The sequence below is a fragment of the Brevundimonas sp. genome (assembly GCF_035998205.1).
Lineage (GTDB): Bacteria > Pseudomonadota > Alphaproteobacteria > Caulobacterales > Caulobacteraceae > Brevundimonas.
On record NZ_DASYHT010000004.1, the window covers coordinates 800,427 to 827,120 of the forward strand.

25 protein-coding genes and 2 tRNA genes are annotated in these 26,694 nt (G+C 68.5%); 4 read left to right on the forward strand and 23 right to left on the reverse strand.

Features of this window, described 5'->3' with window-relative positions:
• From nuoL to VGN74_RS06870, 19 genes are all read right to left on the reverse strand, one after another.
• Complete coding sequence (gene nuoL / locus VGN74_RS06780; protein ID WP_327446688.1) at positions 1–2,091, reverse strand: NADH-quinone oxidoreductase subunit L; 2,091 nt, start codon at positions 2,089–2,091, stop codon at positions 1–3.
• An 8-nt stretch (positions 2,092–2,099) separates the two neighbouring features.
• Positions 2,100–2,408 (reverse strand): NADH-quinone oxidoreductase subunit NuoK, encoded by a 309-nt coding sequence (gene nuoK / locus VGN74_RS06785; protein WP_175359535.1) that lies wholly within the window; start codon positions 2,406–2,408, stop codon positions 2,100–2,102.
• A complete protein-coding gene (locus tag VGN74_RS06790) occupies positions 2,408–3,034 on the reverse strand; it encodes an NADH-quinone oxidoreductase subunit J (RefSeq protein WP_327446595.1) in 627 nt (208 codons plus the stop codon). Before VGN74_RS06790 ends, nuoK begins: the two co-directional genes overlap by 1 nt.
• Before the next feature lie 129 nt (positions 3,035–3,163).
• The gene (gene nuoI, locus VGN74_RS06795; protein ID WP_327446596.1) at positions 3,164–3,655 is read right to left on the reverse strand and encodes an NADH-quinone oxidoreductase subunit NuoI; all 492 of its coding nucleotides are present in this window, start codon (positions 3,653–3,655) and stop codon (positions 3,164–3,166) included.
• Entirely contained in the window at positions 3,655–3,858 is a 204-nt protein-coding gene (locus VGN74_RS06800) for a hypothetical protein (protein ID WP_327446597.1), read from the reverse strand. The genes nuoI and VGN74_RS06800 overlap by 1 nt, the downstream gene beginning before the upstream one ends.
• Before the next feature lie 17 nt (positions 3,859–3,875).
• Positions 3,876–4,952 carry an NADH-quinone oxidoreductase subunit NuoH gene (gene nuoH / locus VGN74_RS06805; RefSeq protein WP_327446598.1) on the reverse strand — a complete coding sequence of 359 codons (1,077 nt, stop codon included), beginning with the start codon at positions 4,950–4,952 and terminating at the stop codon, positions 3,876–3,878.
• Between the two features lie 3 nt (positions 4,953–4,955).
• The gene (nuoG, locus tag VGN74_RS06810; RefSeq protein WP_327446599.1) at positions 4,956–7,001 is read right to left on the reverse strand and encodes an NADH-quinone oxidoreductase subunit NuoG; all 2,046 of its coding nucleotides are present in this window, start codon (positions 6,999–7,001) and stop codon (positions 4,956–4,958) included.
• Positions 7,001–7,246 (reverse strand): hypothetical protein, encoded by a 246-nt coding sequence (locus VGN74_RS06815; RefSeq protein WP_327446600.1) that lies wholly within the window; start codon positions 7,244–7,246, stop codon positions 7,001–7,003. The genes nuoG and VGN74_RS06815 overlap by 1 nt, the downstream gene beginning before the upstream one ends.
• Positions 7,239–7,730, reverse strand: a complete 492-nt coding sequence (locus VGN74_RS06820; RefSeq protein WP_327446601.1) for a hypothetical protein — start codon at positions 7,728–7,730, stop codon at positions 7,239–7,241. The genes VGN74_RS06815 and VGN74_RS06820 overlap by 8 nt, the downstream gene beginning before the upstream one ends.
• Positions 7,727–8,464: a GDSL-type esterase/lipase family protein gene (locus tag VGN74_RS06825; RefSeq protein WP_327446602.1), complete on the reverse strand. Its 738-nt coding sequence runs from the start codon at positions 8,462–8,464 to the stop codon at positions 7,727–7,729. Before VGN74_RS06825 ends, VGN74_RS06820 begins: the two co-directional genes overlap by 4 nt.
• A 5-nt stretch (positions 8,465–8,469) precedes the next feature.
• On the reverse strand, positions 8,470–9,783 hold the full coding sequence (gene nuoF / locus VGN74_RS06830) for an NADH-quinone oxidoreductase subunit NuoF (protein ID WP_327446689.1): 1,314 nt from the start codon (positions 9,781–9,783) through the stop codon (positions 8,470–8,472).
• Positions 9,784–10,215: 432 nt separating this feature from the next.
• Entirely contained in the window at positions 10,216–10,497 is a 282-nt protein-coding gene (locus tag VGN74_RS06835) for a hypothetical protein (protein WP_327446603.1), read from the reverse strand.
• Positions 10,494–11,156 carry an NADH-quinone oxidoreductase subunit NuoE gene (gene nuoE / locus VGN74_RS06840; protein ID WP_327446604.1) on the reverse strand — a complete coding sequence of 221 codons (663 nt, stop codon included), beginning with the start codon at positions 11,154–11,156 and terminating at the stop codon, positions 10,494–10,496. The genes VGN74_RS06835 and nuoE overlap by 4 nt, the downstream gene beginning before the upstream one ends.
• 3 nt (positions 11,157–11,159) lie before the next feature.
• Positions 11,160–11,495: a nuclear transport factor 2 family protein gene (locus VGN74_RS06845; protein ID WP_327446605.1), complete on the reverse strand. Its 336-nt coding sequence runs from the start codon at positions 11,493–11,495 to the stop codon at positions 11,160–11,162.
• Positions 11,492–12,670, reverse strand: a complete 1,179-nt coding sequence (locus VGN74_RS06850) for an NADH-quinone oxidoreductase subunit D (RefSeq protein WP_327446690.1) — start codon at positions 12,668–12,670, stop codon at positions 11,492–11,494. Before VGN74_RS06850 ends, VGN74_RS06845 begins: the two co-directional genes overlap by 4 nt.
• Positions 12,671–12,740: 70 nt before the next feature.
• Positions 12,741–13,145, reverse strand: coding sequence for a hypothetical protein (locus VGN74_RS06855; RefSeq protein ID WP_327446606.1), 405 nt, complete (start codon positions 13,143–13,145; stop codon positions 12,741–12,743).
• 6 nt (positions 13,146–13,151) lie between these two features.
• Positions 13,152–13,841: an NADH-quinone oxidoreductase subunit C gene (locus tag VGN74_RS06860; RefSeq protein WP_327446607.1), complete on the reverse strand. Its 690-nt coding sequence runs from the start codon at positions 13,839–13,841 to the stop codon at positions 13,152–13,154.
• Complete coding sequence (locus VGN74_RS06865; RefSeq protein ID WP_327446608.1) at positions 13,838–14,452, reverse strand: NADH-quinone oxidoreductase subunit B family protein; 615 nt, start codon at positions 14,450–14,452, stop codon at positions 13,838–13,840. The genes VGN74_RS06860 and VGN74_RS06865 overlap by 4 nt, the downstream gene beginning before the upstream one ends.
• Positions 14,422–14,799, reverse strand: a complete 378-nt coding sequence (locus VGN74_RS06870; RefSeq protein ID WP_291120496.1) for an NADH-quinone oxidoreductase subunit A — start codon at positions 14,797–14,799, stop codon at positions 14,422–14,424. Before VGN74_RS06870 ends, VGN74_RS06865 begins: the two co-directional genes overlap by 31 nt.
• Before the next feature lie 198 nt (positions 14,800–14,997).
• Between VGN74_RS06870 and VGN74_RS06875 the strand changes: the two genes are divergently transcribed.
• Positions 14,998–16,557, forward strand: coding sequence for an AbgT family transporter (locus VGN74_RS06875; protein ID WP_327446609.1), 1,560 nt, complete (start codon positions 14,998–15,000; stop codon positions 16,555–16,557).
• An 87-nt stretch (positions 16,558–16,644) separates the two neighbouring features.
• Positions 16,645–16,721: transfer RNA gene (locus VGN74_RS06880), tRNA-Asp, on the forward strand.
• 79 nt (positions 16,722–16,800) lie between these two features.
• Here the strand turns inward: VGN74_RS06880 and VGN74_RS06885 are convergent.
• A complete protein-coding gene (locus VGN74_RS06885; protein WP_327446610.1) occupies positions 16,801–18,045 on the reverse strand; it encodes a glycosyltransferase in 1,245 nt (414 codons plus the stop codon).
• A 292-nt stretch (positions 18,046–18,337) separates the two neighbouring features.
• Here VGN74_RS06885 and VGN74_RS06890 point away from each other — a divergent pair, with 292 nt between their 5' ends.
• Positions 18,338–21,724, forward strand: a complete 3,387-nt coding sequence (locus tag VGN74_RS06890) for an autotransporter outer membrane beta-barrel domain-containing protein (RefSeq protein ID WP_327446611.1) — start codon at positions 18,338–18,340, stop codon at positions 21,722–21,724.
• Positions 21,725–21,788: 64 nt separating this feature from the next.
• Here VGN74_RS06890 and VGN74_RS06895 read toward each other — a convergent pair.
• From VGN74_RS06895 to clpX, 3 genes are all read right to left on the reverse strand, one after another.
• Positions 21,789–21,865 (reverse strand) — tRNA-Val (locus VGN74_RS06895).
• Positions 21,866–21,955: 90 nt separating this feature from the next.
• Positions 21,956–24,349, reverse strand: a complete 2,394-nt coding sequence (gene lon, locus VGN74_RS06900) for an endopeptidase La (RefSeq protein WP_327446612.1) — start codon at positions 24,347–24,349, stop codon at positions 21,956–21,958.
• Positions 24,350–24,591: 242 nt separating this feature from the next.
• Positions 24,592–25,857, reverse strand: coding sequence for an ATP-dependent Clp protease ATP-binding subunit ClpX (gene clpX, locus VGN74_RS06905; RefSeq protein ID WP_327446613.1), 1,266 nt, complete (start codon positions 25,855–25,857; stop codon positions 24,592–24,594).
• Between the two features lie 189 nt (positions 25,858–26,046).
• On the opposite strand from clpX, the gene VGN74_RS06910 reads away from it, so the two are divergent.
• Positions 26,047–26,694: an HAD-IB family hydrolase gene (locus tag VGN74_RS06910; protein WP_327446614.1), complete on the forward strand. Its 648-nt coding sequence runs from the start codon at positions 26,047–26,049 to the stop codon at positions 26,692–26,694.

Genomic DNA, 26,694 nt, shown 5'->3' on the forward strand with positions numbered 1-26,694 from the left:
TCAGGCTCCCCACGTGGTGATGGCGAAGGCGAGCAGACCCGCCACCCCCAGCAGCATCACGAACGCATAGTGATAGACGTAGCCGGACTGCAGACGCGACAGCCAGCCGGCCGACTTGAGCGAGGTCCAGGCGGCGCCATTGGGCCCCAGACCGTCGATGATCTTCACGTCGCCGACCTTCCAGAACAGGTCGCCCAGCGCCTTCGAGCCCTTGACGAACACCGCGTCGTAGATCTCGTCGAAGAACCACTTGTTGTAGAAGAAGGTGTGCAGCGGTCCGCCGCGCTCGGCCATGCGCCGCGCCATGCCTTCCTTGAGGATGTAGACATAGACGGCGATCGCCGTGCCCAGCAGGGACACCACCAGCGGGGCCCACAGCACCCAGCGCGGCACGTCATGGCTGTCGTGCAGGACGTGGTTGTGGGCGGCGGTGTAGATGGCCCCGCGCCAGAACTCGTGCTCATGGTAGCCGACGAACTGGTCGTAGAAGGCGAAGCCCGAGGCGATCGCCCCGACCGACAGCACGATCAGCGGCACGAGCATGACCCACGGGCTCTCGTGCGGCTTCAGCGGGCCATGGTGGTGGCCGTGATCGTCGTGATGGGCATCGGCGTGGCCGTGATCGTCAGCATGGGCCTGGGCGACAGGGGCGTGGGCCGCATGGGCGTGGTCATGACCATGATCGTCGGCGTGGCCGTGCTCGTCCTTCCACACCGGCTTGTTGTGGAAGGTCATGAAGATCAGGCGCCAGGAATAGTAGGCGGTCAGGCCGGCGGCGAAGAGGCCGACGAAGAAGGCGAACATGCCGGCCGGGTTGCTGGCCCCGGCGGCGAAGGCCGTCTCCAGCACGGAATCCTTGGAGTAGAAGCCGGCGAAGCCCCACTTCAGCTCCGGGATGCCGAGGCCGGTGATGGCGATCGTGCCGATCATCATGACGGCGTAGGTGACCGGCAGCAGCCGCCACAGGCCGCCCATCTTCCGCATGTCCTGCTCGTGGTGCATGCCGTGGATCACCGAGCCGGCGCCCAGGAACAGCAGCGCCTTGAAGAAGGCGTGGGTGAACAGGTGGAACATGGCCGCCTGGTAGGCCCCGACGCCCGCGGCGAAGAACATGTAGCCGAGCTGCGAACAGGTCGAATAGGCGATGACCCGCTTGATGTCGTTCTGGGTCAGGCCGACCGTCGCGGCGAACAGGGCGGTGACGGCGCCGACGATGGCGACGATCTGGGCCGCCACCGGGGCGTACTCGAACAGCGGGCTGAGCAGGCAGACCATGTAGACGCCGGCGGTCACCATGGTGGCCGCGTGGATCAGGGCGGACACCGGGGTCGGGCCCTCCATCGCGTCCGGCAGCCAGGTGTGCAGGAAGAACTGCGCTGACTTGCCCATGGCCCCGATGAACAGCAGGAAGGCCGCCAGATCGAGCGCCGACCAGGTGTAGCCGAGGAACGACCAGCCCTCCCCGGCCCGCTCGGCGATCAACGGGAACAGCTCGGCGAACTCGATGGTGCCGAACATCCAGAACACGGTCATGATGCCCAGCGCGAAGCCGAAGTCGCCGACGCGGTTGACCACGAAGGCCTTGATCGCCGCGGCGCTGGCGGTGCGCTTCTTGAACCAGAAGCCGATCAGCAGATAGGACGCCAGGCCCACGCCTTCCCAGCCGAAGAACAGCTGCATGAAGTCGGCGGCGGTGACCAGCGCCAGCATGGCGAAGGTGAACAGCGACAGATAGGCGAAGAAGCGCGGCCGGCTGTCGTCCTCGGCCATGTAGCCCCAGGAGTACAGGTGCACGAGGGCCGAGACCGTCGTCACCACGATCAGCATGACCGCCGACAGCCCGTCGATTCGGATCGACCAGTTGGACTGGAAGTCGCCGACGTTGATGAACGGCGCCAGCGTCACGGTGAAGGGCTCGAGCCCGCCCCAGGTCCACTGCACGAACACGGTCCAGGACACGGCGCAGGCGAAGAACAGCAGGCCGGTGGTCACCGCCTGGCTGGCGAGGTCGCCGATGCGGCGGCCGAACAGGCCGGCCACGACCGCGCCCAGCAGCGGCGCGAAGACCCCGAGAGTGACGAGAAGTTCGATGGTCACGGTCAGCCCTTCATCACCGAGGCGTCGTCAACGGCGATGTCGCCGCGGTTGCGGAAGAAGGTCACCAGGATGGCCAGACCGATCGCCGCCTCGGCCGCCGCCACCGTGAGGATGAACAGCGCCATGATCTGCCCGGCGATGTCGTTCAGATAGGCGGAGAAGGCCACGAAGTTGATGTTCACGGCCAGCAGGATCAGCTCGACCGACATCAGGATGATGATGACGTTCTTGCGGTTCACGAAGATGCCGAACACGCCGATGGTGAACAGCATGGCCCCGACGGCCAGATAGTGGGCGAGCCCGATTTCCATCAGTTCAGCTCCTCGGGCGTGACGCCGGCGCCGACGGCCGGGGTGCGCACGGCGATGGCCTTGCGCCGGTCGCGGTTGACCTGGGCGGCGGGATCCTGGCGACGGATGTGCGGCTTGTGGCGCAGGGTCAGGGTGATGGCTCCGATCATGGCGATCAGCAGCACGATCCCCGACGCCTGGAAGAAGTAGACGTAGTCCGTGTAGAGCACCCGGCCGATGGCCTCGACATTGCTCATCTCGGCGGTGGGGGCGACCGGGCCGATGGCCCCGCGCGCCGCCCCGCCCTGCACCACGGCCATCGAGACGACGATCATCTCGGCCAGCAGGATGCCGGCGATGATGCCGCCGAACGGCAGGTAGCGGGCGTAGCCCTCGCGCAGCCGGACGAAGTCGACGTCCAGCATCATCACGACGAACAGGAACAGCACCGCGACGGCGCCCACGTAGACGACCACCAGCAGCATCGCCAGGAACTCGGCGGCGAGCAGCACGAACAGACCCGCCGACGAGAAGAAGGCGAGGATGAGCCACAGCACGCTGTGAACCGGGTTGCGCGCCGTCACGACGAGCAGTCCGGAGACCACGGCGGTCGCCGCCAGCAGATAGAAGGCCAGGCCTTGCAGCATGTCCGGGACGACGCCCCCTTGAGACCGTTGGCACGGCGGAATCGCCGCGCTTCTTAGACACTGATCGCTCCGAAATGAAGCGACCTCATACCCCTCGACCGTCGCCCCTCCGGCGACGGGTGACGCGCTTTACCGGTACGGCGCGTCCAGCTCCAGATTGCGGGCGATGACCCGCTCCCAGCGATCGCCGTTCGCGAGCAGGCGCTCCTTGTTGTAGTAGAGCTCCTCCCGCGTATCGGTGGAGAACTCCTGGTTCGGCCCCTCGACGATGGCGTCCACCGGGCAGGCCTCCTGGCACAGGCCGCAGTAGATGCATTTCACCATGTCGATGTCGTAGCGGGTCGTGCGGCGGCTGCCGTCCGGCCGCGGTTCCGATTCGATGGTGATCGCCTGGGCCGGGCAGATCGCTTCGCACAGCTTGCAGGCGATGCAGCGCTCTTCCCCGTTGGCGTAGCGGCGCAGCGCATGCTCGCCCCGGAAGCGCGGCGAGATGGGGTTGCGCTCGAACGGATAGTTCACGGTGGCCTTGGGCCGCAGCATGTACTTCACGGACAGGCCGATGGCGCCGATGACGTCCAGCATCATCGCGCCCTTGGCCGCCTGGACGATACGAGTGAACATCAGTCTGGGTCTCCGCGGCGCGTGCAGTCGCGCTCGTAACGTTCGGTGCTCTTGTCCATCATGGCGCAGAGGCGCCGGCGTTCGTCCTCGCGCCGGACGATCTCCTCCTGGCGCCGCTCCCACTGCCACGAGCTCTCGGGCATGCGCTCATAGGCCGGCGCACAGCCGGTCAGGCCGACGCCTGCGCCGATCATCGCCGTCATGAGCCGGGCCCCGCGCATCAGGCGCCCACCGCGAACACGCGCCAGGCGGCCGCCGCCACCACGGCCACCAGCGAGGCCGGCAGGAAGATCTTCCAGCCCAGCCGCATCAGCTGATCGTAGCGGTAGCGCGGCACGAAGGCCTTCACCATGGCGATCATGATGAACCAGAAGACGATCTTCGAGGCGAACACCAGGAAGTAGAACAGGTTGGCCAGGAAGGGCGGCCACGACTGCAGGAAGTCGGTGGGGAAGCCCGGGTGCCAGCCGCCGAAGAACAGCAGGCTGATCATGGCGCACATGAAGACGATGTTGGCGTACTCGCCGATCATGAACAGCAGGTACGGGGTCGAGCTGTACTCGACCTGATAGCCGGCGACGAGCTCCGACTCCGCCTCGGGCAGGTCGAACGGCGGACGGTTGGTCTCGGCCAGGGCCGAGATGAAGAAGACGATCGCCATCGGGAACATCAGCAGCACGGTGGGCCAGGTGTCGGCCCCGCCGCCGAAGGCGAACCAGTTCCAGATCCAGCCCTGCTGCTCGGTGACGATGGCCGTCAGGTTCATCGTGCCGGCCAGCAGGATGACGTTGATGATCACCAGGCCGATCGAGACCTCGTAGCTGACCATCTGGGCCGCCGACCGCAGCGAGCCGAGGAAGGGATACTTCGAGTTGGAGGCCCAGCCCCCCATGATGATCCCGTACACGCCGAGGCTCGAGATGGCGAAGATGTACAGGATGCCGACGTTCAGGTCGGAGATGACCCAGCCGGGCGCGAACGGGATCACCGCCCAGGCGATGAAGGCCAGGATGAAGGTGATCAGCGGCGCCAGCAGGAACACCGTCTTGTCGGCGCCGGCCGGGATCACGACCTCCTTCAGCACGAACTTGAAGAAGTCGGCGAAGGACTGCAGCAGGCCGAACGGCCCGACCACGTTCGGGCCCTTGCGCAGCTGCACCCCGGCCCAGACCTTGCGGTCGGCCAGCAGCAGGAAGGCCAGCGAGATCAGGATCCCGACGGTGACCAGCAGGATTCCGCCGGTGGTGGCCAGGGTCCAGCCCAGCGGCGAGGACCAGAAGGAGGTTTGGGCGTCCATGACTTACTCCGCCGCCAGCAGGGTCGGCCGGGCGCGCTGGGCGCTGAGCTCGGCCATGGTCGCGCTGGCGCGCTGGATGGGGTTCATCAGATAGGGGTCAGCCACCGCCGACCGGAACGCCGTATCGCCCGGTTCGCCCTTGTTTCCAAGGGCCTCGACCTTGAAGGCCGCCGCCGGCGCCAGATAGTCGATGCGCCCGAACGTCGGGTGGTCGGCCATCAGGCGGGCGCGCAGCTGCTCGAGGCTGTCGTACGGCAAGGTCTTGCCGACCCGCTCGGACAGGGCGCGCAGGATGGCCCAGTCCTCCTTGGCCTCGCCCTTGGGGAAGACCACCCGCTCGGCCATCTGCACCCGGCCCTCGGTATTGACGTACAGGCCGGACTTCTCGGTCCAGGCGGCGGCCGGCAGGATCACGTCCGCGCCGTGCGCGCCGCGGTCGCCGTGGCTGCCGAGATAGATCTTGAAGGCCTTGGTCGCCGAGGCGTCGATCTCGTCGGCGCCCAGCAGGAACAGCACGTCCACCGCGCCCTTCTTGGCCATCTCGACTGCCGACAGACCGCCTTCGCCCGGGACGAAGCCCATGTCGAGGCCGCCGACGCGGCTGGCCGCCGTGTGCAGCACGTTGAAGCCGTTCCAGCCGTCGCGCACCACGCCGGCCTTGGCCGCCAGCCGCGCCACGGCGTTCAGCAGGGCCGGCCCGTCCGGGCCCGCCAGCAGACCGGCGCCGATGATGATCGCCGGGCGCTGCGCCGCCGCCAGGGCGTCCGCCGTCGCCTTGGGCAGGCGCGACAGGGTCTTCGAACCATGGCCCACGAAGTCATAGTCGTAGGTCAGGTCGGCGCGTTCGCCGATGACGCTGACCTTCAGGCCGCCCTTCAGCCACGCCTTGCGAATCCGGGCGTTGAGTAGGGGAGCCTCGAGCCGCGGGTTGGTCCCGACCAGCAGGATGTGGTCCGCGTCCTCGATGCCGGCAAGGCTGCTGTTGAACAGCCAGCTCTCGCGCGGCCCGTCCCCGAGGACCAGGCCGTCCTGACGGCAGTCGGTGTTGGCCGAGCCCAGGGCGCGGAACAGGTCCAGCGCCGCCTTCATCGACTCGGCGTCCTGCAGGTCGCCGGCGATCACGCCCATGCGTTCCGGCTTCGTGGTCTTGAGCTTCAGGGCCACGGCGTCCAGCGCCTCGGTCCAGCTGGCGGGGCGCAGCTTACCGTTCTCGCGCAGCCACGGCCGGTCCAGCCGGCGCACGTTCAGGCCGTCGACAACATAGCGGCTGCGGTCGGCCAGCCACTCCTCGTTGATGCCCTCATGCACCCGCGGCAGGATCCGCATCACCTCGGCGCCCCGGCTGTCGGCCCGGATGTTCGAGCCCAGCGCGTCCATGACGTCGATGGTCTCGGTCTTCTTCAGCTCCCACGGGCGGTAGTGGAACGACCACGGCCGGTGCGTCAGGGCGCCGACCGGGCACAGGTCGTTGACGTTGCCCGACAGTTCGCTGTCGATGTTCTTTTCCAGATAGGTGGTGATCTCGGCGCTCTCGCCGCGGCTGATCATGCCGATGTCCGGCACGCCGGCGACCTCGCTGATGAAGCGGACGCAGCGCGTGCACTGGATGCACCGCGTCATGAAGGTCTTCACCGTCGGGCCCATGTTCTTTTCTTCGACGGCGCGCTTGTTCTCGGCGTAGCGCGAGCCGTCGCGGCCATAGCCCATGGCCTGGTCCTGCAGGTCGCACTCGCCGCCCTGGTCGCAGATCGGGCAGTCCAGCGGGTGGTTGATGAGGAGGAACTCCATCACCCCCTCGCGCGCCTTCTTCACCATCGGCGTGTCGGTGAAGATCTCCTGGCCCTCGGCGGCCGGCAGGGCGCAGCTGGCCTGCGGCTTGGGCGGCCCGGGCTTCACCTCGACCAGACACATGCGGCAGTTGCCGGCGATCGACAGCCGCTCATGGTAGCAGAAGCGCGGAATCTCGTGCCCGGCGCGCTCGGCGACCTGCAGCACGGTCATGCCGGGCTCAAACTCGGTTTCGACGCCGTTGACCTTGGCGATGGGCATTATTCGCGGACTCCGCCGTAGGGGTGATCGGCCAGCTCGAGACGCCTCTCGATCCGGTCGACGCGTTCGTCAATCCGGTCCAGCCGACGGTTCACACCGGCCAGGCCTTCTTCCACATGGGTCATGCGGACCTTCAGACCGTGGACGTCCTCGACCACGCGGTCGAGCTTGGTCTCAATGGTCGTCAGACGCATCTCCACCCGACGCAGAATCTGCAGGACGAGGTTGTCGGGTTCGTCAGCCATCGGCGCCGCCCTCCTCCACCCTCAGCATCGCCTGTTCGCGCGTCCCGTCCGGGAACGTCTGGTTCACTTCAATCTCTTCGCCGCGCAGCACGACGCGCACGACCGGATCCTCGGCAGTGTCCATCCAGCGCTCCTGCGCCGGATCCGGCAGGCCGGTCGGCCGCCAGGTCACCACATCGCCCTGCACCCGGCAGTCGGCGAACAGGCGGCCGCCGTCAACAGGGGCGCGCCAGGACGTCTTGACGATCTCGCCCTCGACGCCCTCGATCTGGATGTCGGCCACCCGCTGGCCGTGGATGGCCGCCAGCCCCGCGCGACACACGCGCGGCAGATCGGCGGGCGTCATGACCCCGGGCGCCGCCGCGGCCATATCGGCCACGGGCGCTTCGGCGGCCGTCGTCGCCTCAGCCTCGGGCGCAGGGGCTCCCTGGCCGCAGGCGGCGACAAGGGCGGCAAGGCCGATGATGGAAAGCAGGCGTCTCATCCGCAGGCCCCCTCGCGCACGCAGCGCGCGATGAGCCCGGCCCAGCGCGCGTAGCCGACCGACGTCAGGTGCAGCTCGTCCCGGGTCACGGCCGGATCAAGACGGCCGCCCTGCACCACGAAGGCGGGATGCAGGTCGACGAAGGCGGCGCCGTGGCGCGCCGCCGTCTGGCGCAGCAGGGCGTTCAGCTCGCGGATCGCGGCGTCGAACTGCGGCTGGCGCGGCAGCACGCTCTGGACCACCAGCTGGGTCCCGGGCAGGGCCGCGCGGAACCGGTCGAGGGTCGCCGATACATCCGCGTCGACCGCCGCCGGGCTGACGCCGCGCGACAGGTTGTTGGTGCCGATCAGAAGCAGGATCCGGCCCGGCCGCGCCGCCACGACCTGGGCATGGCGCGCCAGCACGCCCTCGGCCCGGTCGCCGCTGATGCCGTAGTTGCGCAGCGTCACGCCCGGGAACAGGGCGGCCCAGTCGCCGCCCTCGGTCAGGCTGTCGCCGACGAAGGCCACGCCCCCGTCGAGCGGCGGGTAATCGGCGAACAGCGCCGTGCGCGCCTCATAGTGAGTGATCACCCGCGGATTGTCCGCAAAGCTGGCCGGAGCCGGCAGGCCGCGACCGGCGGGCGCCGCCGCCTGGGGCTCGGCCGCCGCCGTCGTCTCCGCCCAGCCGGCCGCGACGACGCACGCGAAGGCGGCGACGGCGATCCGGACCAGAGGGGCGGAGAGTCCAGCCAAAAGGTCTACTCCGCGGCGATGGCGTGGCCGGCGAAATTCGCGCGGCGGCTGCGGTAGTTGGCGATCCGCTCCTCGATCTCGTGGCGGAAGTGCCGGATCAGGCCCTGCACGGGCCAGGCGGCGGCGTCGCCGAGGGCGCAGATGGTGTGGCCCTCGACCTGGCCGGCCACCTCGAGCAGCAGATCGATCTCGGACGGATCCGCCTCGCCGATGGCCATGCGCTCAAGCACGCGCCACATCCAGCCGGTGCCCTCGCGGCACGGGGTGCACTGGCCGCAGCTCTCGTGCTTGTAGAAATAGCTGATGCGGGCGATCGCCTTCACCAGGTCGGTCGACTGGTCCATGACGATGACCGCCGCGGTGCCGAGGCCCGACCGCATCTCGCGCAGGCTGTCGAAGTCCATCAGCGCCGTCTCGGCCATCTCGGCGGTGATCAGCGGCACCGAGGAGCCGCCCGGGATCACGGCCTTGAGGTTGCCCCAGCCGCCCCGCACGCCGCCGCAGTGATCCTCCAGCAGCTGACGCAGCGGGATCGACATCGATTCCTCGACGTTGCACGGCGTGTTCACATGGCCCGACACGCACATCAGCTTGGTGCCGGTGTTGTTCGGCCGGCCGAAGCCCGCGAACCACTCGGCGCCGCGCCGCAGGATGGTGCCGACGACCGCGATCGACTCGACGTTGTTGACCGTGGTCGGGCAGCCGTAGAGGCCGGCCCCGGCCGGGAACGGCGGCTTCAGGCGCGGCTGGCCCTTCTTGCCTTCGAGGCTCTCCAGCAGCGCGGTTTCCTCGCCGCAGATGTAGGCCCCGGCGCCATGATGGACGTAGAGGTCGAAATCCCAGCCGTGGATGTTGTTCTTGCCGATCAGCCGGGCCTCGTAGGCCTGCTTGATGGCCTCCTCCAGCACCTCGCGCTCGCGCACGTATTCGCCGCGGATGTAGATGTAGCAGGCGTGCGCCTGCATGGCGAAGCTGGCGATCAGGCAGCCCTCGATCAGCAGGTGCGGATCATGGCGCATGATCTCCCGGTCCTTGCAGGTCCCGGGTTCGGACTCGTCGGCGTTGACCACCAGATAGTGCGGGCGGTCCTTCACCTCCTTGGGCATGAAGGACCACTTCAGGCCGGTGGAGAAGCCGGCGCCACCGCGGCCGCGCAGGCCGGAGTTCTTGACCTGGGCGATGATCCAGTCGCGGCCCAGGGCCAGCATGTCCGGCGTGGCGTTCCAGCAGCCACGACGCTTCGCGCCCTCCAGACCCCAGTCGTGCAGGCCATAGAGGTTGGTGAAGATGCGGTCCTTGTCTTCCAGCATGCCGATCATCGGGCCGTCTCCTGAACGTCCGCCGCCGCCCAGGCCGCGACCACGCGGGCGAGACAGCTCGCTTCGCCGGTCACGGGTTTCGCGCTCGACGGGAACCGGCGTCCGGTCGCCGGGACTGGGTTTCTGGGGAGCTTGGCTGGGCGCATCAGACGATCCGGAAGTCGAGGTCGGCGAGACGGGGGCGACGGGCGCCCGCGAGGCGGGTTGCGGCGGTTGCTGCGGCTGGGCCTGGGCTCCGCCGAGGGACAGCGAGGCGGCCCCGGCCAGATTGGTCAGGAACAGGCCCGCCTGACGGGCCCCCTCGACCAGGCCCCTGCCCGGCTTGTCCTTGCGTTCCGAACTCATGACGCCGCCCCCAACGCCTGACCCTCGTGATCGCCGCGGAGCATGCCGCGCCCGTGCGAAGGGCGCGCGACGTTTCGCCTGAACGGATCATCGCGCCACCCCGTCGAGCTCGGCCATGCGGCGGCGATGGTGCCGCGTCCGCATGGCGATCGAGGAAATCACCATCACCCAGCCGGCGGCCAGCAGGCCGTAGGCCACGATCACGCCCTGCTCCGCCCAGGCCTGGGCTCCGTCGCGGGCCAGCGCCACCCAGATGGCGGCCAGCACGATCAGGCCCAGCCCGCTCCAGCGCCAGCGCCAGCCGACGCGTCGCAGTTCGCGCCGGTAGGCGGCGCGACCGTCCTCAGTGCTGAGGTCGGGCGGGGTCATGCCGGGGTCGGCTCCGCGTTCGGCAGCTTGCGGATCGGCTTCGCGGCCGAGCCGTCATACAGCTTCGGATCGGTCAGGGTCAGCGGGCCGCCGGCCGGCGCGGAGTTGGTGCGCTCGACGTACGTCCCTGCCTTCGGCGCCTTGCCCGCCGCGAAGTCGTCGATGATCTGCGCCAGGGTCTCGGGCGTCAGGTCCTCGTAGTAGTAGTCGTTGATCTGGGCCATCGGCGCGTTCACGCAGGCGCCGAGGCACTCGACCTCCTGCCAGGTGAAGCGGCCGTCGGCGCTGAGGTGGTCCTTCGGCCCGATCTTGTCCCTGCAGACCTTCATCAGGTCATTGGCGCCGCGCAGCATGCACGGGGTGGTGCCGCAGACCTGGATCAGGGCGGTCTTCCCGACCGGCTCCAGCATGAACATGGTGTAGAAGGTCGCGACCTCCAGCACCCGGATGTAGGGCATGCCCAGCAGTTCGGCGATGGCGCGCAGGGCCGGCTCGGAGACCCAGCCCTCCTGCTTCTGCACCAGCCACAGGATCGGGATCACCGCCGACTGGCGGCGATCGGCAGGATACTTGGCGATCCACCAGTCGCACTTGGCCTTCGTCGCCTTCGAGAAGGCGAAGCTGGCGGGCTGGTCCTTGGCGAGACGACGGACGGACATCGATCAGGCCTTCACGAAATCGACGCGGGCGATCTTGTCGCCGGCAAGGGTGTAGATGGCCGCGACCTCGAAGGGCGCGACGTCGGGGGCGCGGAACACGCGTTCATGGTCGATCACGGTCGAGCCGATGACCATGCGCGACAGCAACTCGACCCGGTTCTGAGGATACTGCGCGAACAGGTCGGCATAGCGTGCACGATAGGCGTCGCGGCCCTGCAGGTTCGGCGCGGCGTTCAGGTCGGCGACCGCCACATCGTCGGCGAACCAGCCGACGAAGGCGTCGAGATCCTGGGCGTTGTAGGCGTCCAGCTGACCCTGGGCGATGGCTTCGGGGCTCACCGGTCCACCTCCCCGAACACGATGTCGAGCGAACCGAGGATGGCGGAGACGTCGGCCAGCATGTGGCCGCGGTTCATCCAGTCCATCGCCTGCAGGTGGCGGAAGCCCGGCGCCGAGATCTTGCAGCGGTACGGCTTGTTGGTGCCGTCGGACACCAGATAGACGCCGAACTCGCCCTTCGGGGCCTCGACCGCGGCGTAGACCTCGCCTTCGGGCGTCTTGAAGCCCTCGGTGTAGAGCTTGAAGTGGTGGATCAGCGCCTCCATCGAGCGCTTCATCTCGCCCCGGCGCGGCGGCACCACCTTGTTGTCCTCGACCATGACGGGCGCGCCGACATAGTTGCGCAGGCGGTGGATGCACTGCTCCATGATCCGCACCGACTGCTTCATCTCCTCGATGCGCACGAGGTAACGATCCCAGCAGTCGCCGTTCTTGCCGACGATGACGTCGAACTCCAGGTCGGCGTAGCACTCGTAGGGCTGCGACTTGCGCAGGTCCCAGGCGATGTCCGAGCCGCGCAGCATGACGCCGGCAAAGCCCCAGGCCAGGGCCTGCTCCTTCGACACCACGCCGATGTCGACGTTGCGCTGCTTGAAGATGCGGTTCTCGGTGACGAGGCTCTCGATGTCCTTCAGCGCCGCCGGGAAGGTCTTGCACCAGCGGTCGATGTCATCGATCAGGTCGGCCGGCAGGTCCTGGTGGACGCCGCCGGGGCGGAAGTAGTTGGCGTGCAGGCGCGCCCCGCAGGCGCGCTCGTAGAACACCATCAGCTTCTCGCGCTCCTCGAAGCCCCAGAGCGGCGGCGTGAGGGCGCCGACGTCCATGGCCTGGGTCGTCACGTTCAGCAGGTGCGACAGGATCCGGCCGATCTCGCTGTAGAGCACGCGGATCAGCTGGGCGCGGTAGGGCACGTCGATGCCCAGCAGCCGCTCGATGGCCAGGCAGAACGCGTGCTCCTGGTTCATCGGCGAGACGTAATCCAGCCGGTCGAAATAGGGCACGTTCTGGAGGTAGGTGCGGGCCTCCATCAGCTTCTCGGTGCCGCGGTGCAGCAGGCCGATGTGCGGATCGACGCGGGTGACCACCTCGCCGTCCAGCTCCAGCACCAGACGCAGTACGCCGTGCGCGGCCGGGTGCTGCGGACCGAAGTTGATGGTGAACTTGCGGTCGTCCATGGCCCGCGCGTGATCGTTGCGGGTGTCGACAGCCCAGTCGCCGGCCGTCTGCACAGGGGGGTTGGCGCCGTCAGCCATCAGACAGTTCCTCGTCCAGAGACTCGCGCCGCCGCGTCAGCGCGACCAGCCAGCCGAGCGCGAGCGTCAGCACGCCCATGCCCGAGACCGCGGCGGTCGAGATTTCCCAGTCGCCCGTCAGCACGGCGATCGCCAGCGGCGTCGACAGCAGCACCGCCGAAGCCCCCAACAGCGCGCTCTGCAGCTCGCCGGCCGACAGCCGCCGGATGCCGGCGCCCACGGCCAGACAGACCACGGCGACCATGATCGCCACGCCCAGCGCCTGCAGCTGCTCCGGCGCCACCTCGGGCGCGCGGGTGAACCAGCCCGTGAGCCGCGCTCCGAGCGTGAACAGGAAGGCCGTCGAGAAGGTCACCAGGAAGAAGGAGGCTGCAGACCGGGCGGCGGAGCGTGTCATGGCCGGTCATCCCTTCCCCTTGCCCTTGCCCTTCGCCTTGGACGCGGCGGGAGCGGGGGACGGCGCGGGCGGCGGCGGGGCCGCCTTTTCGTCGCCAGGCAGGACCGGCGCCGGATACTCGGCGCCTTCCCAAGGCGACAGGAAGTCGAAGTTGCGGAACTCCTGCTGCAGGCGCACCGGCTCGTAGACCACCCGCTTCTGGGCCTCGTCGTAGCGCACCTCGACGTAGCCGGTCATCGGGAAGTCCTTGCGCAGCGGATGCCCCTCGAAGCCGTAGTCGGTGAGGATGCGGCGCAGGTCGGGATGGCCCGAGAACAGCATGCCGTACATGTCGAACGCCTCGCGCTCGAACCAGTCGGCGGCCGGATAGACGCTCACGGCGCTGGCCACCGGCGTGGTCTCGTCCGTCGACACCTTGACCCGCACCCGGGCGTTCCGGGTCAGGCTGAGCAGGTGGTAGACCACCTCGAACCGCTCGGCGCGGTCCGGATAATCGACGCCGCAGACGTCGATCAGCTGCTGGAAGCCAAAGCGGTCCCGCAGGGCGCCCAGCACCTCGACGATCCGCTCGCGCGGGGCGACCAGCGTCAGCTCGCCAAAGGCGACCTGGGCCTCAACGCCCAGCTCGGCGACCATTTCCGTCCCCAGCGGGGTCAGCGCCGCCTCGGTGGCCGCGATCTGCTCCAGCGCGTTCATCGCTCGATCGTCCCCGTGCGGCGGATCTTCTTCTGCAGCTGCAGCAGGCCGTAGATCAGGGCCTCCGCGGTCGGCGGGCAACCGGGCACATAGACGTCGACCGGCACGATGCGGTCGCAGCCGCGCACGACGCTGTAGCTGTAGTGGTAGTAGCCGCCGCCATTGGCGCAGCTGCCCATGGACAGGACGTAGCGCGGGTCCGGCATCTGGTCGTAGACCTTGCGCAGGGCCGGGGCCATCTTGTTGGTCAGGGTGCCGGCGACGATCATCAGGTCCGACTGGCGCGGACTGGCGCGCGGGGCCATGCCGAACCGCTCCATGTCGAAGCGCGGCATCGAGGCCTGCATCATCTCCACGGCGCAGCAGGCCAGACCGAAGGTCATCCACATCAGCGAGCCCGTGCGCGCCCAGGTGATGACGTCGTCCAGCGCGGCCGTCAGGAAGCCGTGCTCGGCCAGCTCGGTGTTGACCGCCTCGAAGAACTTGTCGTGGACGGCCGGGTCGTAGCCCTCGACCGACGAGCGGGCGCCCGCGCCATAGGGCGTCAGCGCCGAGGTCGGCCCCTGCAGTCCGGGGGTGATCACTCCCATTCCAGCGCGCCCTTCTTCCACTCGTAGAGGAACCCGACCGTCAGCACGACCAGGAAGGTGAAGCCCGACCAGAAGGCGAAGATCATGCCCTCGCGGCTCAGGTCGAACATCGACACGGCCCACGGGAACAGGAACGCCACTTCAAGGTCGAAGATGATGAAAAGGATCGACACCAGATAGAAGCGCACGTCGAACTTCATGCGAGCGTCGTCGAAGGCGTTGAAGCCGCACTCATAGGCCGAGAGCTTCTCGCTGTCGGGGTTCTTCGGGGCCAGCACCAGTGCGGCCACGATGAACAGCAGGCCCAGCACCGCCGCGATCCCCAGAAAGATCACGATCGGCAGATATTCGAGAAGGAATTCGGTCATCGGAACGCCTCGGGCCGCCGAGGGGGAGGCGGCGGATTCGGCGCTTTCTAGACCTACTCCCCGCGCCGTTCAAACCCATGCGTCGAAACGTTTTTCTTGCGATTGGCTCGCAAATTCCCGCGGAATCCCGCTTGCCAAGCCAAGCTGCTGACGTTCCTTATCTCTCCCGCCAGTTTCAGCCAGTCACGGGAGGCATGCTTGGGCATCGGCAACGGGATTCTCACCTTCGTCGAAAAGGCGGGCAACCGCCTGCCCGACCCGGTCTTCATCTTTGTCTGGCTGATCGGCGCGCTGGTGGTCGGCAGCGTCGCGGCGGCCGCCTATAATCTGAGCGCCATCAATCCGGTCGACGGCCAGGCCGTGGTCGCCCAGAGTCTGCTGTCGAGCGAGAACCTGCGGCGGCTGTTCGTCGACATGCCGAGGACGCTCACCGGCTTCGCGCCGCTGGGCTATGTGCTCGTGGTCATGCTGGGCGCCGGGGTGGCCGAGCGGACCGGCCTGTTCTCGGCGGTCATGCGCGCCGGCATCCGCGATGCGCCCAAGGCCTTCCTGACGCCGATCGTGGTGTTTGTCGGCATCGTCTCCAACCACGCCGCCGACGCCGGCTATGTCGTGCTGGTGCCGCTGGCGGGCCTGATCTTCGCCGCCGCGGGACGTCACCCGGTCGCCGGCATCGCCGCCGGCTTCGCCGCGGTCTCCGGCGGCTTCTCGGCCAACCTCTTCCCCGGCCACCTCGACGCCCTGCTGCTCGGCATCACCCAGCCGGCGGCGCAACTGATCGAGCCGGGGTGGACCGCCAACATCGCGGGGAACCACTTTTTCATCATCGCCATGACGTTCGTGTTCGTGCCGCTGGCCTGGTTCGTCACGGACAAGATCGTCGAGCCGCGCCTCGGCCCCTGGACCCCGTCCGCCGACGCCCCGATCCAGCTGAGCGAATCGGCCCTCAGCGGCGCCGAGAAGCGCGGCCTGTTCTGGGCCGGCCTCGCCACGGCACTGGTGATCGGCGCCTGGGCCGCCATGACCCTCCTGCCGGACGCCGCGCTGATCAACGCCGAAGGCCCGGCCGATGAGCGGATGAACCCCTTCTACAACTCGCTGGTGGCCGGCTTCTTCGTCCTGTTCCTCGCCGCCGGCGTCGCCTACGGCGCGGCGGCCGGTACGCTGAAGAACCATCGCGAGCTGGTGCGGATGATGACCGAATCGATGGCGGTCATGGCGCCGTACATCGTGCTGGCCTTCGTCGCGGCCCACTTCGTCGCGATGTTCAACTGGTCAAACCTGGGGGTCATCACGGCGATCACCGGAGCCGAACAGCTCAAGGCCAGCGGGCTGGAGTCGTGGCAGCTGCTGGTGGCCATCGTGCTGCTGGCTGCGGCGATCAACATTCTGGTCGGATCGGCATCGGCCAAGTGGGCCGCCATGGCCCCGGTGCTGGTGCCGATGCTTATGCTCCTCGGCGTCAGCCCGGAGATGACCACGGCCGCCTTCCGCATGGGTGACTCGGTGACCAACATCATCACGCCGCTGATGGTCTATTTCCCGCTGATCCTCGGCTTCTGCCAGCGCTGGGTGCCGGGCTTCGGCATCGGCAACCTGATGGCGACGATGCTGCCCTACTCGTTCTTCTTCCTGATCGGCGGGCTGATCATGACCGGAATCTGGGTCTATTTCGGCCTGCCTCTCGGCGGCGGCGAGGTCGTCACCTACGACCTTGAGCAGGCCCGTCAGGCGGTGGCGGCGACCGCGGCGCAGTGAGGCGAAAAAGGGCGCTTGACAGGTTCGGGCGCCCCCGCCTAAACGACGCCCCTCGCCGGGGAGAACTTGCTTCTCCGGCCGGGAAACGCGGGTGTAGCTCAGTTGGTTAGAGTGCCGGCCTGTCACGCCGGAGGTCGCGGGTTCGAGCCCCGTCACTCGCGCCACTCCCCTCCGGGGAGTGGCGCTTCGCTTTTCTGAACATCGCTGGTGTGAAGGCCCGCCGCCGGCGGGTCGGCGCGCGCCTCAGTGGCTCGCGACGTCGACCGACGGCTGGACGAAGGCGGTCTCGCCGCTGACCTCGCCGTAGACCATGAAGAGGTCCTCGAACACGCGGTTCCAGGCGAAGCGCTCCACGGCCCGCACGCGCGCTGCGGCGCCCAGCGCCTCGATATCGCGCTCGAACAGGGCCTCGATCGCCGCCGCATAGGCCGCCGGCTCGGCGGCGTCCGCCAGCTGCCCGACCGTATTGTCGACGGTCTCCGCCACGCCGCCGGCGTTGACGCCGACGACAGGCCGCCCGCAGGCCATCGCCTCCAGCACGATCAGGCCGAACGGCTCCTTGTCGTTGGCGTGCACGAAGACGTCGCAGCCAGCGATGATCCTCGCGACCGCTCTGGGATCGCGCTCGTACGGCAGGCTGATGACGCGGTCCTCGTGCGGCAGCCCCTGCCCCGCCCCCACCAGCACCAGATGGTAGGGATCGCCCAGGCGCTGAACCGCGTCGATCAGCACGTCGACGTTCTTCTCCCGCGCGGGCCGTCCGGCGAAGCAGAGCAGCCGGGCGTCGGCGCCCAGCCCCAGCTGACGTAGCAGCGAGGCGCGATCGCCGCGATCCGGGCGGAAGGTGTCGATTTCCACGCCCAGCGGCCGGATGACGATGTCGCTCACCCCGGCCTCCTCCAGACGGCGGGCGATGTAGCGGCTCGGGGAGACGACCCGGTCGAACTGTTTGAACAGCCGGGCCCAGCGCTTCTCGACCGGCTTCTTGGCCCACTCGCCGAGGTGCAGGGCGGCCAGAGCCGCCGGATCCGAGTGGCAGAAGCCTACCACGGGGCAGCCGACCCGCTGGCCGGCCTCGAGCGCCGCCTGACCGGGCGTATAGGGATCTCCGGCCTCGATGACCGCCGGATTCATCGCCGCGACCCAGGCGCTCCAGCGCCGGACGCTGGTGGGCCAGCGATAGCCGTCGCCGAAGGGCAGCTTGGTGGCGTGCAGGTGCACCGTCCCGTCCGCCGCCACCCGGTGCCGGGCTCCGGGCACCACCAGCCCGTGGCTCACCGCCGGCCGGTTTGCCGTCAGCCAGCTCTTCTTCGACATCAGATAGCGTTTGACCCCGCCCGATCGCGGCGCGAACAGCATTGTCGTGTCGACCAGCCGAGGACGAGCGTCTTCGGTCGCCCGGGTCACGGCGCGCAGGGTCGCCGACACCTCCTCGGCGCGCCCGGGAATCGGCCAAAGCTCGCTCTCGAGCGCTTCGTAGGTCAGCATGCGTTCCGTCGACAGGGGATCCATCCCCGATCCAACGGTCGACCGCGGCGACAGGATGCGACGGGCGGGCTTTCTGGGGGTCATCCGAAAGGCCCCTACGCCCGCGCACGGCGAAGCTCAAGCGCTTGCACCAGGGCGGGGCTTGCGAGGCCCTCCCGAGGGGCTAAAGCGCCCCCGCCGATGCCTTTAGCCTTGCATTCGCCTCAAATTCGCGAAAGTTGGCGACTGTCGGCTGACGCTCCGGGAGGGCCGTCGACGCCCGGCGTGCGTGTCACCTGAAGGGTTCTTCTGAATGCGTATCCTGCTCGCGACCGCGGCGGCGCTCGCTCCGCTCATGGCCGCCGCCGGGGCTCACGCCGAGGTGGTCGTCTCGACCAGCCGGACGACCGTGATCCGCACCTCCAACGCCACGGGCACGGCGCCTGACAACATCCGGCTGGCCAGCGGCGGCGCCATCAATGTCACGTCCGGTTCGGCGATCACGCTCGATTCGAATCACACGGTCGATCTCGACAGCGGTTCGCAGATCACCATGAGCAACGCCGCGAGCGGCGCGACGGCCATCGAGGTCCAGGGCGGAACCACGGGCGGCGTCACCCTCGGCGGCGCCGTCACCATCACCGACGACATCGAGAGCTACGAGGACACCGACGACGACGGCGACGCCGACGGGCGGTTCGCCAGCGGCGACAACCGCTATGGCGTGCGCGTCACCGGTCCGGGGACGTTCGCCGGCAACATCCTCGTCGAGAACACCGGCTCGATCTCGGTGCAGGGCAACAACTCTGCTGGCATCCTGGTCGAATCCGACATGGCCGGCAGCCTCGACACCCGCGGGACCATTTCGGTGGTCGGCGACAACAGCTATGGCGTGCGCACCCAGGGTGACGTGCAGGGCGTCCGCATTGGCGCAGCGGTCAATGTGCTGGGGGCCGGCGCCGTTGGCGTCGCCGTCGACGGCGATGTTTCGGGCCAGGTGAGATTGCAGGGAGCGGTGTCCGCGACGGGCTATCGCTATACCTCGCGCCTGGTGAAGGCCAACGGCGAGCAGATCCGCGACGAGCTGCTCTACTACGAAGATCTCGACGCCGACGACATCCTGCAGGGCGGACCGGCCGCGCGCGTCGCGGGCGACGTCGGCTCGGGCATTCTGCTGGATATCGCCCCGCGGTACCTTGGCGGCCTCGAGGGCGACGACGACGGCGACGGCGTCAAGAACGGCGACGAGGACGACGACGGCGACGGCACCGCCAACCGCACAGACACCGACCGTGACGGCGACGGCGTGCCCGACGCGCAGGAAACCGATTCGAGCCTCTCGGTGTTCGGCGGCGCCCCGGCCCTGCTCGTCGGCTCGGATACCCGCACCACCACCATCGGCGCGGTCGGGACCGGCGAAGACGCCTTCGGCCTGATCAACCGCGGCACCATCACCTCGCAAGGCCTGCTCGATGGCGTGACGTCGACGGGGGTCCAGCTGGGCGCCGGACAGGCGGTCAACATCGCCGGCGGCTTCCGCAACACCGGCGTGATCTCCTCCACCGCCTACGAGGCGGAGTCCCGGGCCGTGGCGATCGCGACCGGGGTCTCGGCGCCCGCGATCGTCAACAGCGGGACCCTTCAGGCCAGCGCCCTGACCGAACAGGCCCATAGCGCGGTGGGCCTCGACATCGCCGCCGGGGCCACAGTCACCAGCCTGACCAACAGCGGGTCCATCGGGGCCAATCTGGCCGGCGAACGCGGCGACGCCATCGGCCTGCGCGACGCGTCCGGCGGCCTGACCTCGATCACCAACTCGGGCCGGATCTTCGGGGTCGTCACGCCGACGGACGACGAAGACGACAACGACGACGACAACCTCGATGCGTCGGACGAGGTCGTCACCGGCCGCGCCATCGCCATTGACGTCAGCGCCAATACGACCGGGGTCACCCTGGTCCAGACCGGCGACACCACGGTCGATCGCTACAGCGACTTCGACGGCGACGGCACGCCGGACCTGACCGACACGGACGACGATGGCGACGGGATCCCGGACGCCGAGGACAATGCCGACAACGACGACGACAACGACGGCGTGCCGGACGAGCGCGAGGCGATCATCTCGGGCGCCGTTCTGTTCGGCTCGGGGGCCGACACCTTCGATGTGCGCAACGGCGAGGTGTTCAGCGACATCAGCTTCGGCACGGGCGCGGACCGCCTGCTCATCAGCGGCGGCGCCGAGGTGCGTGGCGAGATCACCGACAGCGACGGCCTGCTGGACATCTCGGTCAGCAACGGCGTGCTGGAAACCCGGCAGTCGAGCACGCTGAACCTGACCAGCCTCAACGTGGGCGCCGACGGCACCCTGCTGGTGGCCGTGGACCCGGCCAGCGGTTCGGGCGGCCTGAACGTCTCCGGCGCCGCGACCCTGGCCCAGGGCGCGACGCTCGGCGCCCGCTTCAACTCCCTGATCCAGGACCAGGAGCGCCTGACCCTGATCCGCGCCGGCAGCCTGCAGGCAACCGGCGTCGACCTCAGCGACATCAGCGAGAACTCGCCGTTCCTCTACAGCGTGGCCGCTGGCATCGACGCCGCCGCCAACGAAGTGTTCGTCGACGTCCGCCGCAAGAGCGCGGACGAGCTGGGCTTCATCGCCTCCGAAGCGGCGATCTATGACTCAGTCTACGAGGCGCTCGGACTGAACGACACCCTGCGCGGCGCGGTGCTGAACCAGCTCGACCGCGAGGGCCTGATCGATCTGTACGAGCAGATCCTGCCCGAGCACTCGGGCGGCGCCCTGACCTCGCTGGCCTCCGGCGTCGACGCGGTGACGCGCGCCCTGACCGGCCGCAACGAGGTGCTGGCGGCCGGCCAGACCAGCGCCTGGCTGCAGGAGATCAACTTCTACGCCGACAAGGACAAGACCGACAGCTACGGCTTCCGCGCCGAGGGCTTCGGCGTGGCCGGCGGCGTCGAGCGCGGCACCGGCTTCGGCAACGTCGGCCTGAGCGTCGCCTTCACCTCCTCGGATATCGAGGACCCGGAGGCCGCCGCCGAGGAGAACCTCGCCGCCAACCTGATCGAGCTGGGCCTCTACTGGCGCGCCCAGGGCCAGTACTGGACCACCTGGGCCCGCGCCGCGGCCGGCTACGCCACCATGGAAGGCACGCGCCAGATCGTCGGCGAGAACCTCAACCTGACGACCGAGGCGGACTGGAACGGCCTGACCCTGGCCGCAGCCGGGGGGGTCTCCTACCGCCGCACCTTCGGCCGCTATGAGGTCCGGCCCGAGCTGTTCGCCGAGTACTTCTGGCTGAACGAGGACGGCTACACCGAGCGCGGCGCCGGCGACGGCTTCGATCTGTCGGTCGACGACCGGGACGGCCACATGTTCACCGCCACCGCGGCGATGAACATCGGCGCCCGCTTCGGCCGCGACGGCTGGATCCGGCCGGAGCTACGGGTCGGCTGGAAGCAGTACATCTCCGTCGACGGCGGCGAGACCGTGGGCCGCTTCTCGGGCGGCACCCGCGAGTTCCTGCTGGCCAACGGCGCCATCGAGGGCGGCGGCCCGATCCTCGGCCTGCGCCTCGGCATCGGCAACGACCTCGGCCTGCTGACCATCGAGGCCAGCGGCGAGTCGATCGAGGACTACGTTCGCTACAGCCTGCTGCTGCGCGCCAGCTTCCGGTTCTAGGACCGACGCAAGTCAGCCGACAGAAAAAGGCCCGCCGGAGCGATCCGACGGGCCTTGTGCTGTCTGGTGGGCGGCGAGGGGTTCGAACCCCCGACCCCCTCGGTGTAAACGAGGTGCTCTGACCAGCTGAGCTAGCCGCCCCGGAGGAGGAGATGCCCGCCTCCGGCGCGCCGATCAAGACCGGCGCGAAAACGGCCGGGGCGACCCCCGGCCGCTGGTCGTCTCAGGGCCTCAGTGGGTGGCCACCGCGCCCGGCGTCTCGGGCGGCGGCGCGGCCGGCAGCGGCTCGGCCGCCTCGTCCCACTCCACCGGGGTGAGCTCGCCGGTCAGGGCCCACTTGAGCGCCTCGTCGGCGGTGGAGACCGGAACGATCTCCAGCCCCGCCTTCACATTCTCCGGCACGTCCGCAAGGTCCTTCTCGTTCTCCTGCGGGATCAGCACCGTCTTCACGCCCGAGCGCAGGGCGGCCAGCAGCTTCTCCTTCAGGCCGCCGATGGCGGTGACGCGCCCGCGCAGGGTGATCTCGCCGGTCATGGCGATGTCCTTGCGGATCGGAATGCCGGTCAGGACCGAGACCATGGCCACGGTCATGGCCACGCCCGCCGACGGGCCGTCCTTGGGGGTCGCCCCGTCCGGCACGTGCACGTGGATGTCGGTCTTCTCGAACACCGGCGGCTTGACGCCGAAGGCCAGCGACCGGGCCCGCACATAGGACGCGGCGGCCGAGATCGACTCCTTCATCACGTCCTTGAGGTTGCCGGTCACGGTCATGCGCCCGCGGCCCGGCATGCGGATCGCCTCGATGGTCAGGATGTCGCCGCCGAACTGGGTCCAGGCCAGGCCGGTGACGATGCCGACCTGATCCTCGGCGTCGGTCTCGCCGTAGCGATACTTCCGCACGCCGGCGTAGGCGGCCAGCTTCTCCGCATCGACGGTGATCGCCGTCGCGCCGGTCTTGGCCATCTCGCGCACGGCCTTGCGCGCCAGCCCGCCCAGCGCCCGCTCCAGCGAGCGAACGCCGGCCTCACGAGTGTAGTAGCGGATCAGGTCGCGGATCATCTCGTCGGGCACGACCAGTTCGCCGGCCTTCAGCCCGTGATCCTTCATCAGCTTCGGAAGGACGTGGCGGCGGGCGATCTCGACCTTCTCGTCCTCGGTGTAGCCGGACACCTGGATGATCTCCATGCGGTCCAGCAGGGGCTGGGGCATGTTCAGGCTGTTGGCCGTGGTGACGAACATCACCTGGGACAGGTCGTAATCCACCTCCAGATAGTGGTCGCCGAAGGTGCCGTTCTGGGCCGGGTCCAGCACCTCGAGCAGCGCCGACGACGGGTCGCCGCGCCAGTCGGCGCCCAGCTTGTCGATCTCGTCCAGCAGGATGAAGGCGTTGGTGGTCTTGGCCTTCTTCATGGCCTGGATGATCTTGCCCGGCATCGAGCCGATGTAGGTCCGGCGGTGACCGCGGATCTCGGCCTCGTCCCGCACCCCGCCCAGCGACATGCGCACGTACTCGCGCCCGGTCGCCTTGGCGATCGACCTGGCCAGCGAGGTCTTGCCCACGCCCGGCGGGCCGACGAGGCAGAGGATCGGGCCCTTGAGGCTGTTGGTGCGCGCCTGCACCGCCAGGTACTCGATGATCCGCTCCTTGACCTTCTCCAGGCCGAAGTGATCCTCCTCGAGGATGTCCTCGGCCTTGTTCAGGTCGATCGGCTTCTGGCGCGCCTTGCCCCACGGGATCGACAGCAGCCAGTCGAGGTAGTTCCGCACGACGGTCGATTCCGCCGACATCGGGCTCATGTTGCGCAGCTTCTTCAGCTCCGCCTCGGCCTTGGTGCGGGCCTCCTTGGACAGCTTGGTCTTGCGGATGCGCTTTTCCAGCTCGACCAGCTCGTCGCGCTGGTCATCGCCCTCGCCCAGCTCGCGCTGGATCGCCTTCATCTGTTCGTTGAGATAGTACTCGCGCTGGGTCTTCTCCATCTGCCGCTTCACGCGGCTGCGGATCTTCTTCTCGACCTGGAGGACGCTGATCTCGCCCTCCATCAGGCCGTAGACCTGCTCCAGCCGGCGCGGCACGGAGATGGCCTCCAGCAGCGCCTGCTTGTCGCTGATCTTCACCGACAGATGGGCAGCCACCGAATCGGCCAGCTTGGACGGATCGGTGATCTGCGGGATCGCCGACAGCGCCTCCGGCGGCACCTTCTTGTTCAGTTTGACGTAGTTCTCGAACTGCTCGACCACGGCCCGCATCAGGGCTTCGGCCTCGCTGGCTTCGCCGGCCTCATCGGGAATCGGCTCTGCCTCGGCCTCGAAATACTCGCTGCGGTCGGTGAAGCGGACCAAGCGGGCGCGCGACTTGCCCTCGACCAGCACCTTGACCGTGCCGTCAGGCAGTTTGAGCAGCTGCAGCACCGTGGCCAGCACGCCGGTCGTGAAGATGTCGGCGGGGGCCGGATCGTCGTCGACGCTGTTCTTCTGCGTGGCCAGCAGGATCTGCTTGTCGCCGCGCATGATCTCGTCGAGCGCCTTGACCGACTTCTCGCGACCCACAAACAGCGGCACGACCATGTGCGGGAAGACGACGATGTCGCGGAGGGGCAGGACGGGGAGGACTTGGGACTCGGACATGATGCGGATCTCCGGGGCCCTTGAGGATCGCAGGCCCGCGCGGTCGCTTGTCAGGGGCTGGCCCTGATCGCCCGATCGCGCCCGCCCCGGGGGCGGCCTTTCAGGGAACTATGTGGCGCGTCGCCCGACCGGTTCAAGCGCCACCGTCCGGGGTGCGGCAATCACCGGTGGACGAGCGGCAGGAACGACACGGGCCCGGCGTCGGAAACGCCGGGCCCGTGCGATCAGGACAGGCCGGCCGCTCAGGCGGCGCCGTCGGCCTTCTTCTTCGTCTCGGCGTAGATCACCAGCGGCTGGGCGCGGCCCTCGACCACCTCGGCGTTGACCACAACCTCCTCGACGCCCTCGTAGCTGGGCAGTTCGAACATGGTCTCCAGCAGGATGCCCTCCATGATGGAGCGCAGGCCGCGGGCCCCGGTCTTGCGGGTGATGGCCTTCTTGGCGATCGCCGACAGGGCGTCGTCGGTGAAGGTCAGGCCGACATTCTCCATCTCGAACAGGCGGCGGTACTGCTTGACCAGCGCGTTCTTGGGCTCGGTCAGGATCTTGACCAGCGCCACCTCGTCCAGGTCTTCCAGCGTGGCGATGACCGGCAGACGCCCGATGAACTCGGGAATCAGGCCGAAGCGCATCAGATCGTCCGGCTCGACCTCCTTGAGGATCTCCCCGGTGCGGCGCTCGTCGACGTCCTTGACCTTGGCCCCGAAGCCGATCGAGGCCCCGGTGCCGCGGGCCGAGATGACCTTCTCCAGACCGGCGAAGGCGCCGCCGACGATGAACAGGATGTTCGAGGTGTCGACCTGCAGGAACTCCTGCTGCGGATGCTTGCGCCCGCCCTGCGGCGGCACGGAGGCGACGGTGCCTTCCATGATCTTCAGCAGGGCCTGCTGCACGCCCTCCCCGCTCACGTCGCGGGTGATCGAGGGGTTGTCCGACTTGCGGCTGATCTTGTCGATCTCGTCGATGTAGACAATCCCGCGCTGCGCCCGCTCGACGTTGTAGTCCGAGGCCTGCAGCAGCTTGAGGATGATGTTCTCGACGTCCTCGCCGACATAGCCCGCCTCGGTCAGGGTCGTGGCGTCGGCCATGGTGAAGGGCACGTCGATGATGCGCGCCAGCGTCTGGGCCAGCAGCGTCTTGCCCGAGCCGGTCGGCCCGATGAGCATGATGTTGGACTTGGCCAGCTCGACGTCGTTGTTCTTCGTCGCGTGGTTCAGCCGCTTGTAGTGGTTGTGGACCGCGACCGAGAGCACCTTCTTGGCGTGGTGCTGGCCGATCACATAGTCGTCGAGGACCTCGCGAATCTCCTTCGGCGTCGGGACCCCGTCCTTGGACGCCTTGAAGGAGATCTTGTGCTCCTCCCGGATGATGTCCATGCACAGCTCGACGCACTCATCACAGATGAACACCGTCGGTCCGGCGATAAGCTTGCGCACCTCGTGCTGGCTCTTGCCGCAGAAGCTGCAGTAGAGGGTGCTCTTGGCGTCCGTGCCGGCTGCTTTGGTCATCGACCCTTCTCACTCTCGCGCCCGATCCCGCCGATCCGTGACGCGCTTCCCATGCGTTGCGATCCCATGATGGGCGCACAGGTCTTCAAAAAATGACAATCACCCATCCCATTCGCGACCACAACCCCGATGTCCTGCGACGTCGGCGCTGCGCGGTGGGTCAGACGATGTGGCTGGGGATTGCGGCGAATGGCTGACATGGGGGTTGAAACGATGGTGCGCCAGAGCCCCAGCAAGGGCCGGGCCATCGTGGCGTTTGATTTCGACGGCACCCTGACCGTGCGCGACAGCTTCACCGCGTTTCTGCGCTGGCACGTCGGGAAACGTCGCTGGACCAAGGGCTTGCTGCGCCTGACCCCGGCCCTTGCGGCCTACGCCCGCGACCGCGACCGGGAGCGCATCAAGGCCGCGGCCACCCGCGAGTTCCTTGAGGGCCTCGACCGTGCCGAACTGGAACGCCGCGCCGAGACCTTCGCCGCGAAGCGCTGGTCCGGGCTGATGCGACCCGACGCGCTCGCCACCTGGAAGCGCTGGGGCGAAGCGGGCGCACATCGCGTGATTGTGACCGCCAGCCCCGAGACCACGGTCGCCCCCTTCGCCCGCCGACTCGGGGCGGAAGCGCTGCTCGGCACGCCGCTGGTGTTCGACGGAGCCGGCCGGGTCACCGGCGCCTTCGCCGGCCCCAACTGCCGCGGCGAGGAGAAGGTGCGGCGCCTGCGCGCGGTCTATGGTCCGGATGTCCGCCTCGTCGCCGCCTATGGCGACACCTCGGGCGACACAGAGATGCTGGCCATCGCCGACGAGGCGGGTTTCAGGGTGTTCCGCCAGAGGCCGTGA

Excerpts from the sequence above, each read along its gene's own strand:
- nuoK (WP_175359535.1), bottom strand. The coding sequence starts at position 2,408 with ATGGAAATCGGGCTCGCCCACTATCTGGCCGTCGGGGCCATGCTGTTC.
- VGN74_RS06790 (WP_327446595.1), bottom strand. The coding sequence starts at position 3,034 with ATGCTGCAAGGCCTGGCCTTCTATCTGCTGGCGGCGACCGCCGTGGTC.
- nuoI (WP_327446596.1), bottom strand. The coding sequence starts at position 3,655 with ATGTTCACTCGTATCGTCCAGGCGGCCAAGGGCGCGATGATGCTGGAC.
- VGN74_RS06800 (WP_327446597.1), bottom strand. The coding sequence starts at position 3,858 with ATGACGGCGATGATCGGCGCAGGCGTCGGCCTGACCGGCTGTGCGCCG.
- nuoH (WP_327446598.1), bottom strand. The coding sequence starts at position 4,952 with ATGGACGCCCAAACCTCCTTCTGGTCCTCGCCGCTGGGCTGGACCCTG.
- nuoG (WP_327446599.1), bottom strand. The coding sequence starts at position 7,001 with ATGCCCATCGCCAAGGTCAACGGCGTCGAAACCGAGTTTGAGCCCGGC.
- VGN74_RS06815 (WP_327446600.1), bottom strand. The coding sequence starts at position 7,246 with ATGGCTGACGAACCCGACAACCTCGTCCTGCAGATTCTGCGTCGGGTG.
- VGN74_RS06820 (WP_327446601.1), bottom strand. The coding sequence starts at position 7,730 with ATGAGACGCCTGCTTTCCATCATCGGCCTTGCCGCCCTTGTCGCCGCC.
- nuoF (WP_327446689.1), bottom strand. The coding sequence starts at position 9,783 with ATGATCGGCATGCTGGAAGACAAGGACCGCATCTTCACCAACCTCTAT.
- VGN74_RS06835 (WP_327446603.1), bottom strand. The coding sequence starts at position 10,497 with ATGACCCCGCCCGACCTCAGCACTGAGGACGGTCGCGCCGCCTACCGG.
- nuoE (WP_327446604.1), bottom strand. The coding sequence starts at position 11,156 with ATGTCCGTCCGTCGTCTCGCCAAGGACCAGCCCGCCAGCTTCGCCTTC.
- VGN74_RS06850 (WP_327446690.1), bottom strand. The coding sequence starts at position 12,670 with ATGGACGACCGCAAGTTCACCATCAACTTCGGTCCGCAGCACCCGGCC.
- VGN74_RS06855 (WP_327446606.1), bottom strand. The coding sequence starts at position 13,145 with ATGACACGCTCCGCCGCCCGGTCTGCAGCCTCCTTCTTCCTGGTGACC.
- VGN74_RS06860 (WP_327446607.1), bottom strand. The coding sequence starts at position 13,841 with ATGAACGCGCTGGAGCAGATCGCGGCCACCGAGGCGGCGCTGACCCCG.
- VGN74_RS06870 (WP_291120496.1), bottom strand. The coding sequence starts at position 14,799 with ATGACCGAATTCCTTCTCGAATATCTGCCGATCGTGATCTTTCTGGGG.
- VGN74_RS06885 (WP_327446610.1), bottom strand. The coding sequence starts at position 18,045 with ATGCTGACCTACGAAGCGCTCGAGAGCGAGCTTTGGCCGATTCCCGGG.
- VGN74_RS06890 (WP_327446611.1), top strand. The coding sequence starts at position 18,338 with ATGCGTATCCTGCTCGCGACCGCGGCGGCGCTCGCTCCGCTCATGGCC.
- lon (WP_327446612.1), bottom strand. The coding sequence starts at position 24,349 with ATGTCCGAGTCCCAAGTCCTCCCCGTCCTGCCCCTCCGCGACATCGTC.
- clpX (WP_327446613.1), bottom strand. The coding sequence starts at position 25,857 with ATGACCAAAGCAGCCGGCACGGACGCCAAGAGCACCCTCTACTGCAGC.
- VGN74_RS06910 (WP_327446614.1), top strand. The coding sequence starts at position 26,047 with ATGGCTGACATGGGGGTTGAAACGATGGTGCGCCAGAGCCCCAGCAAG.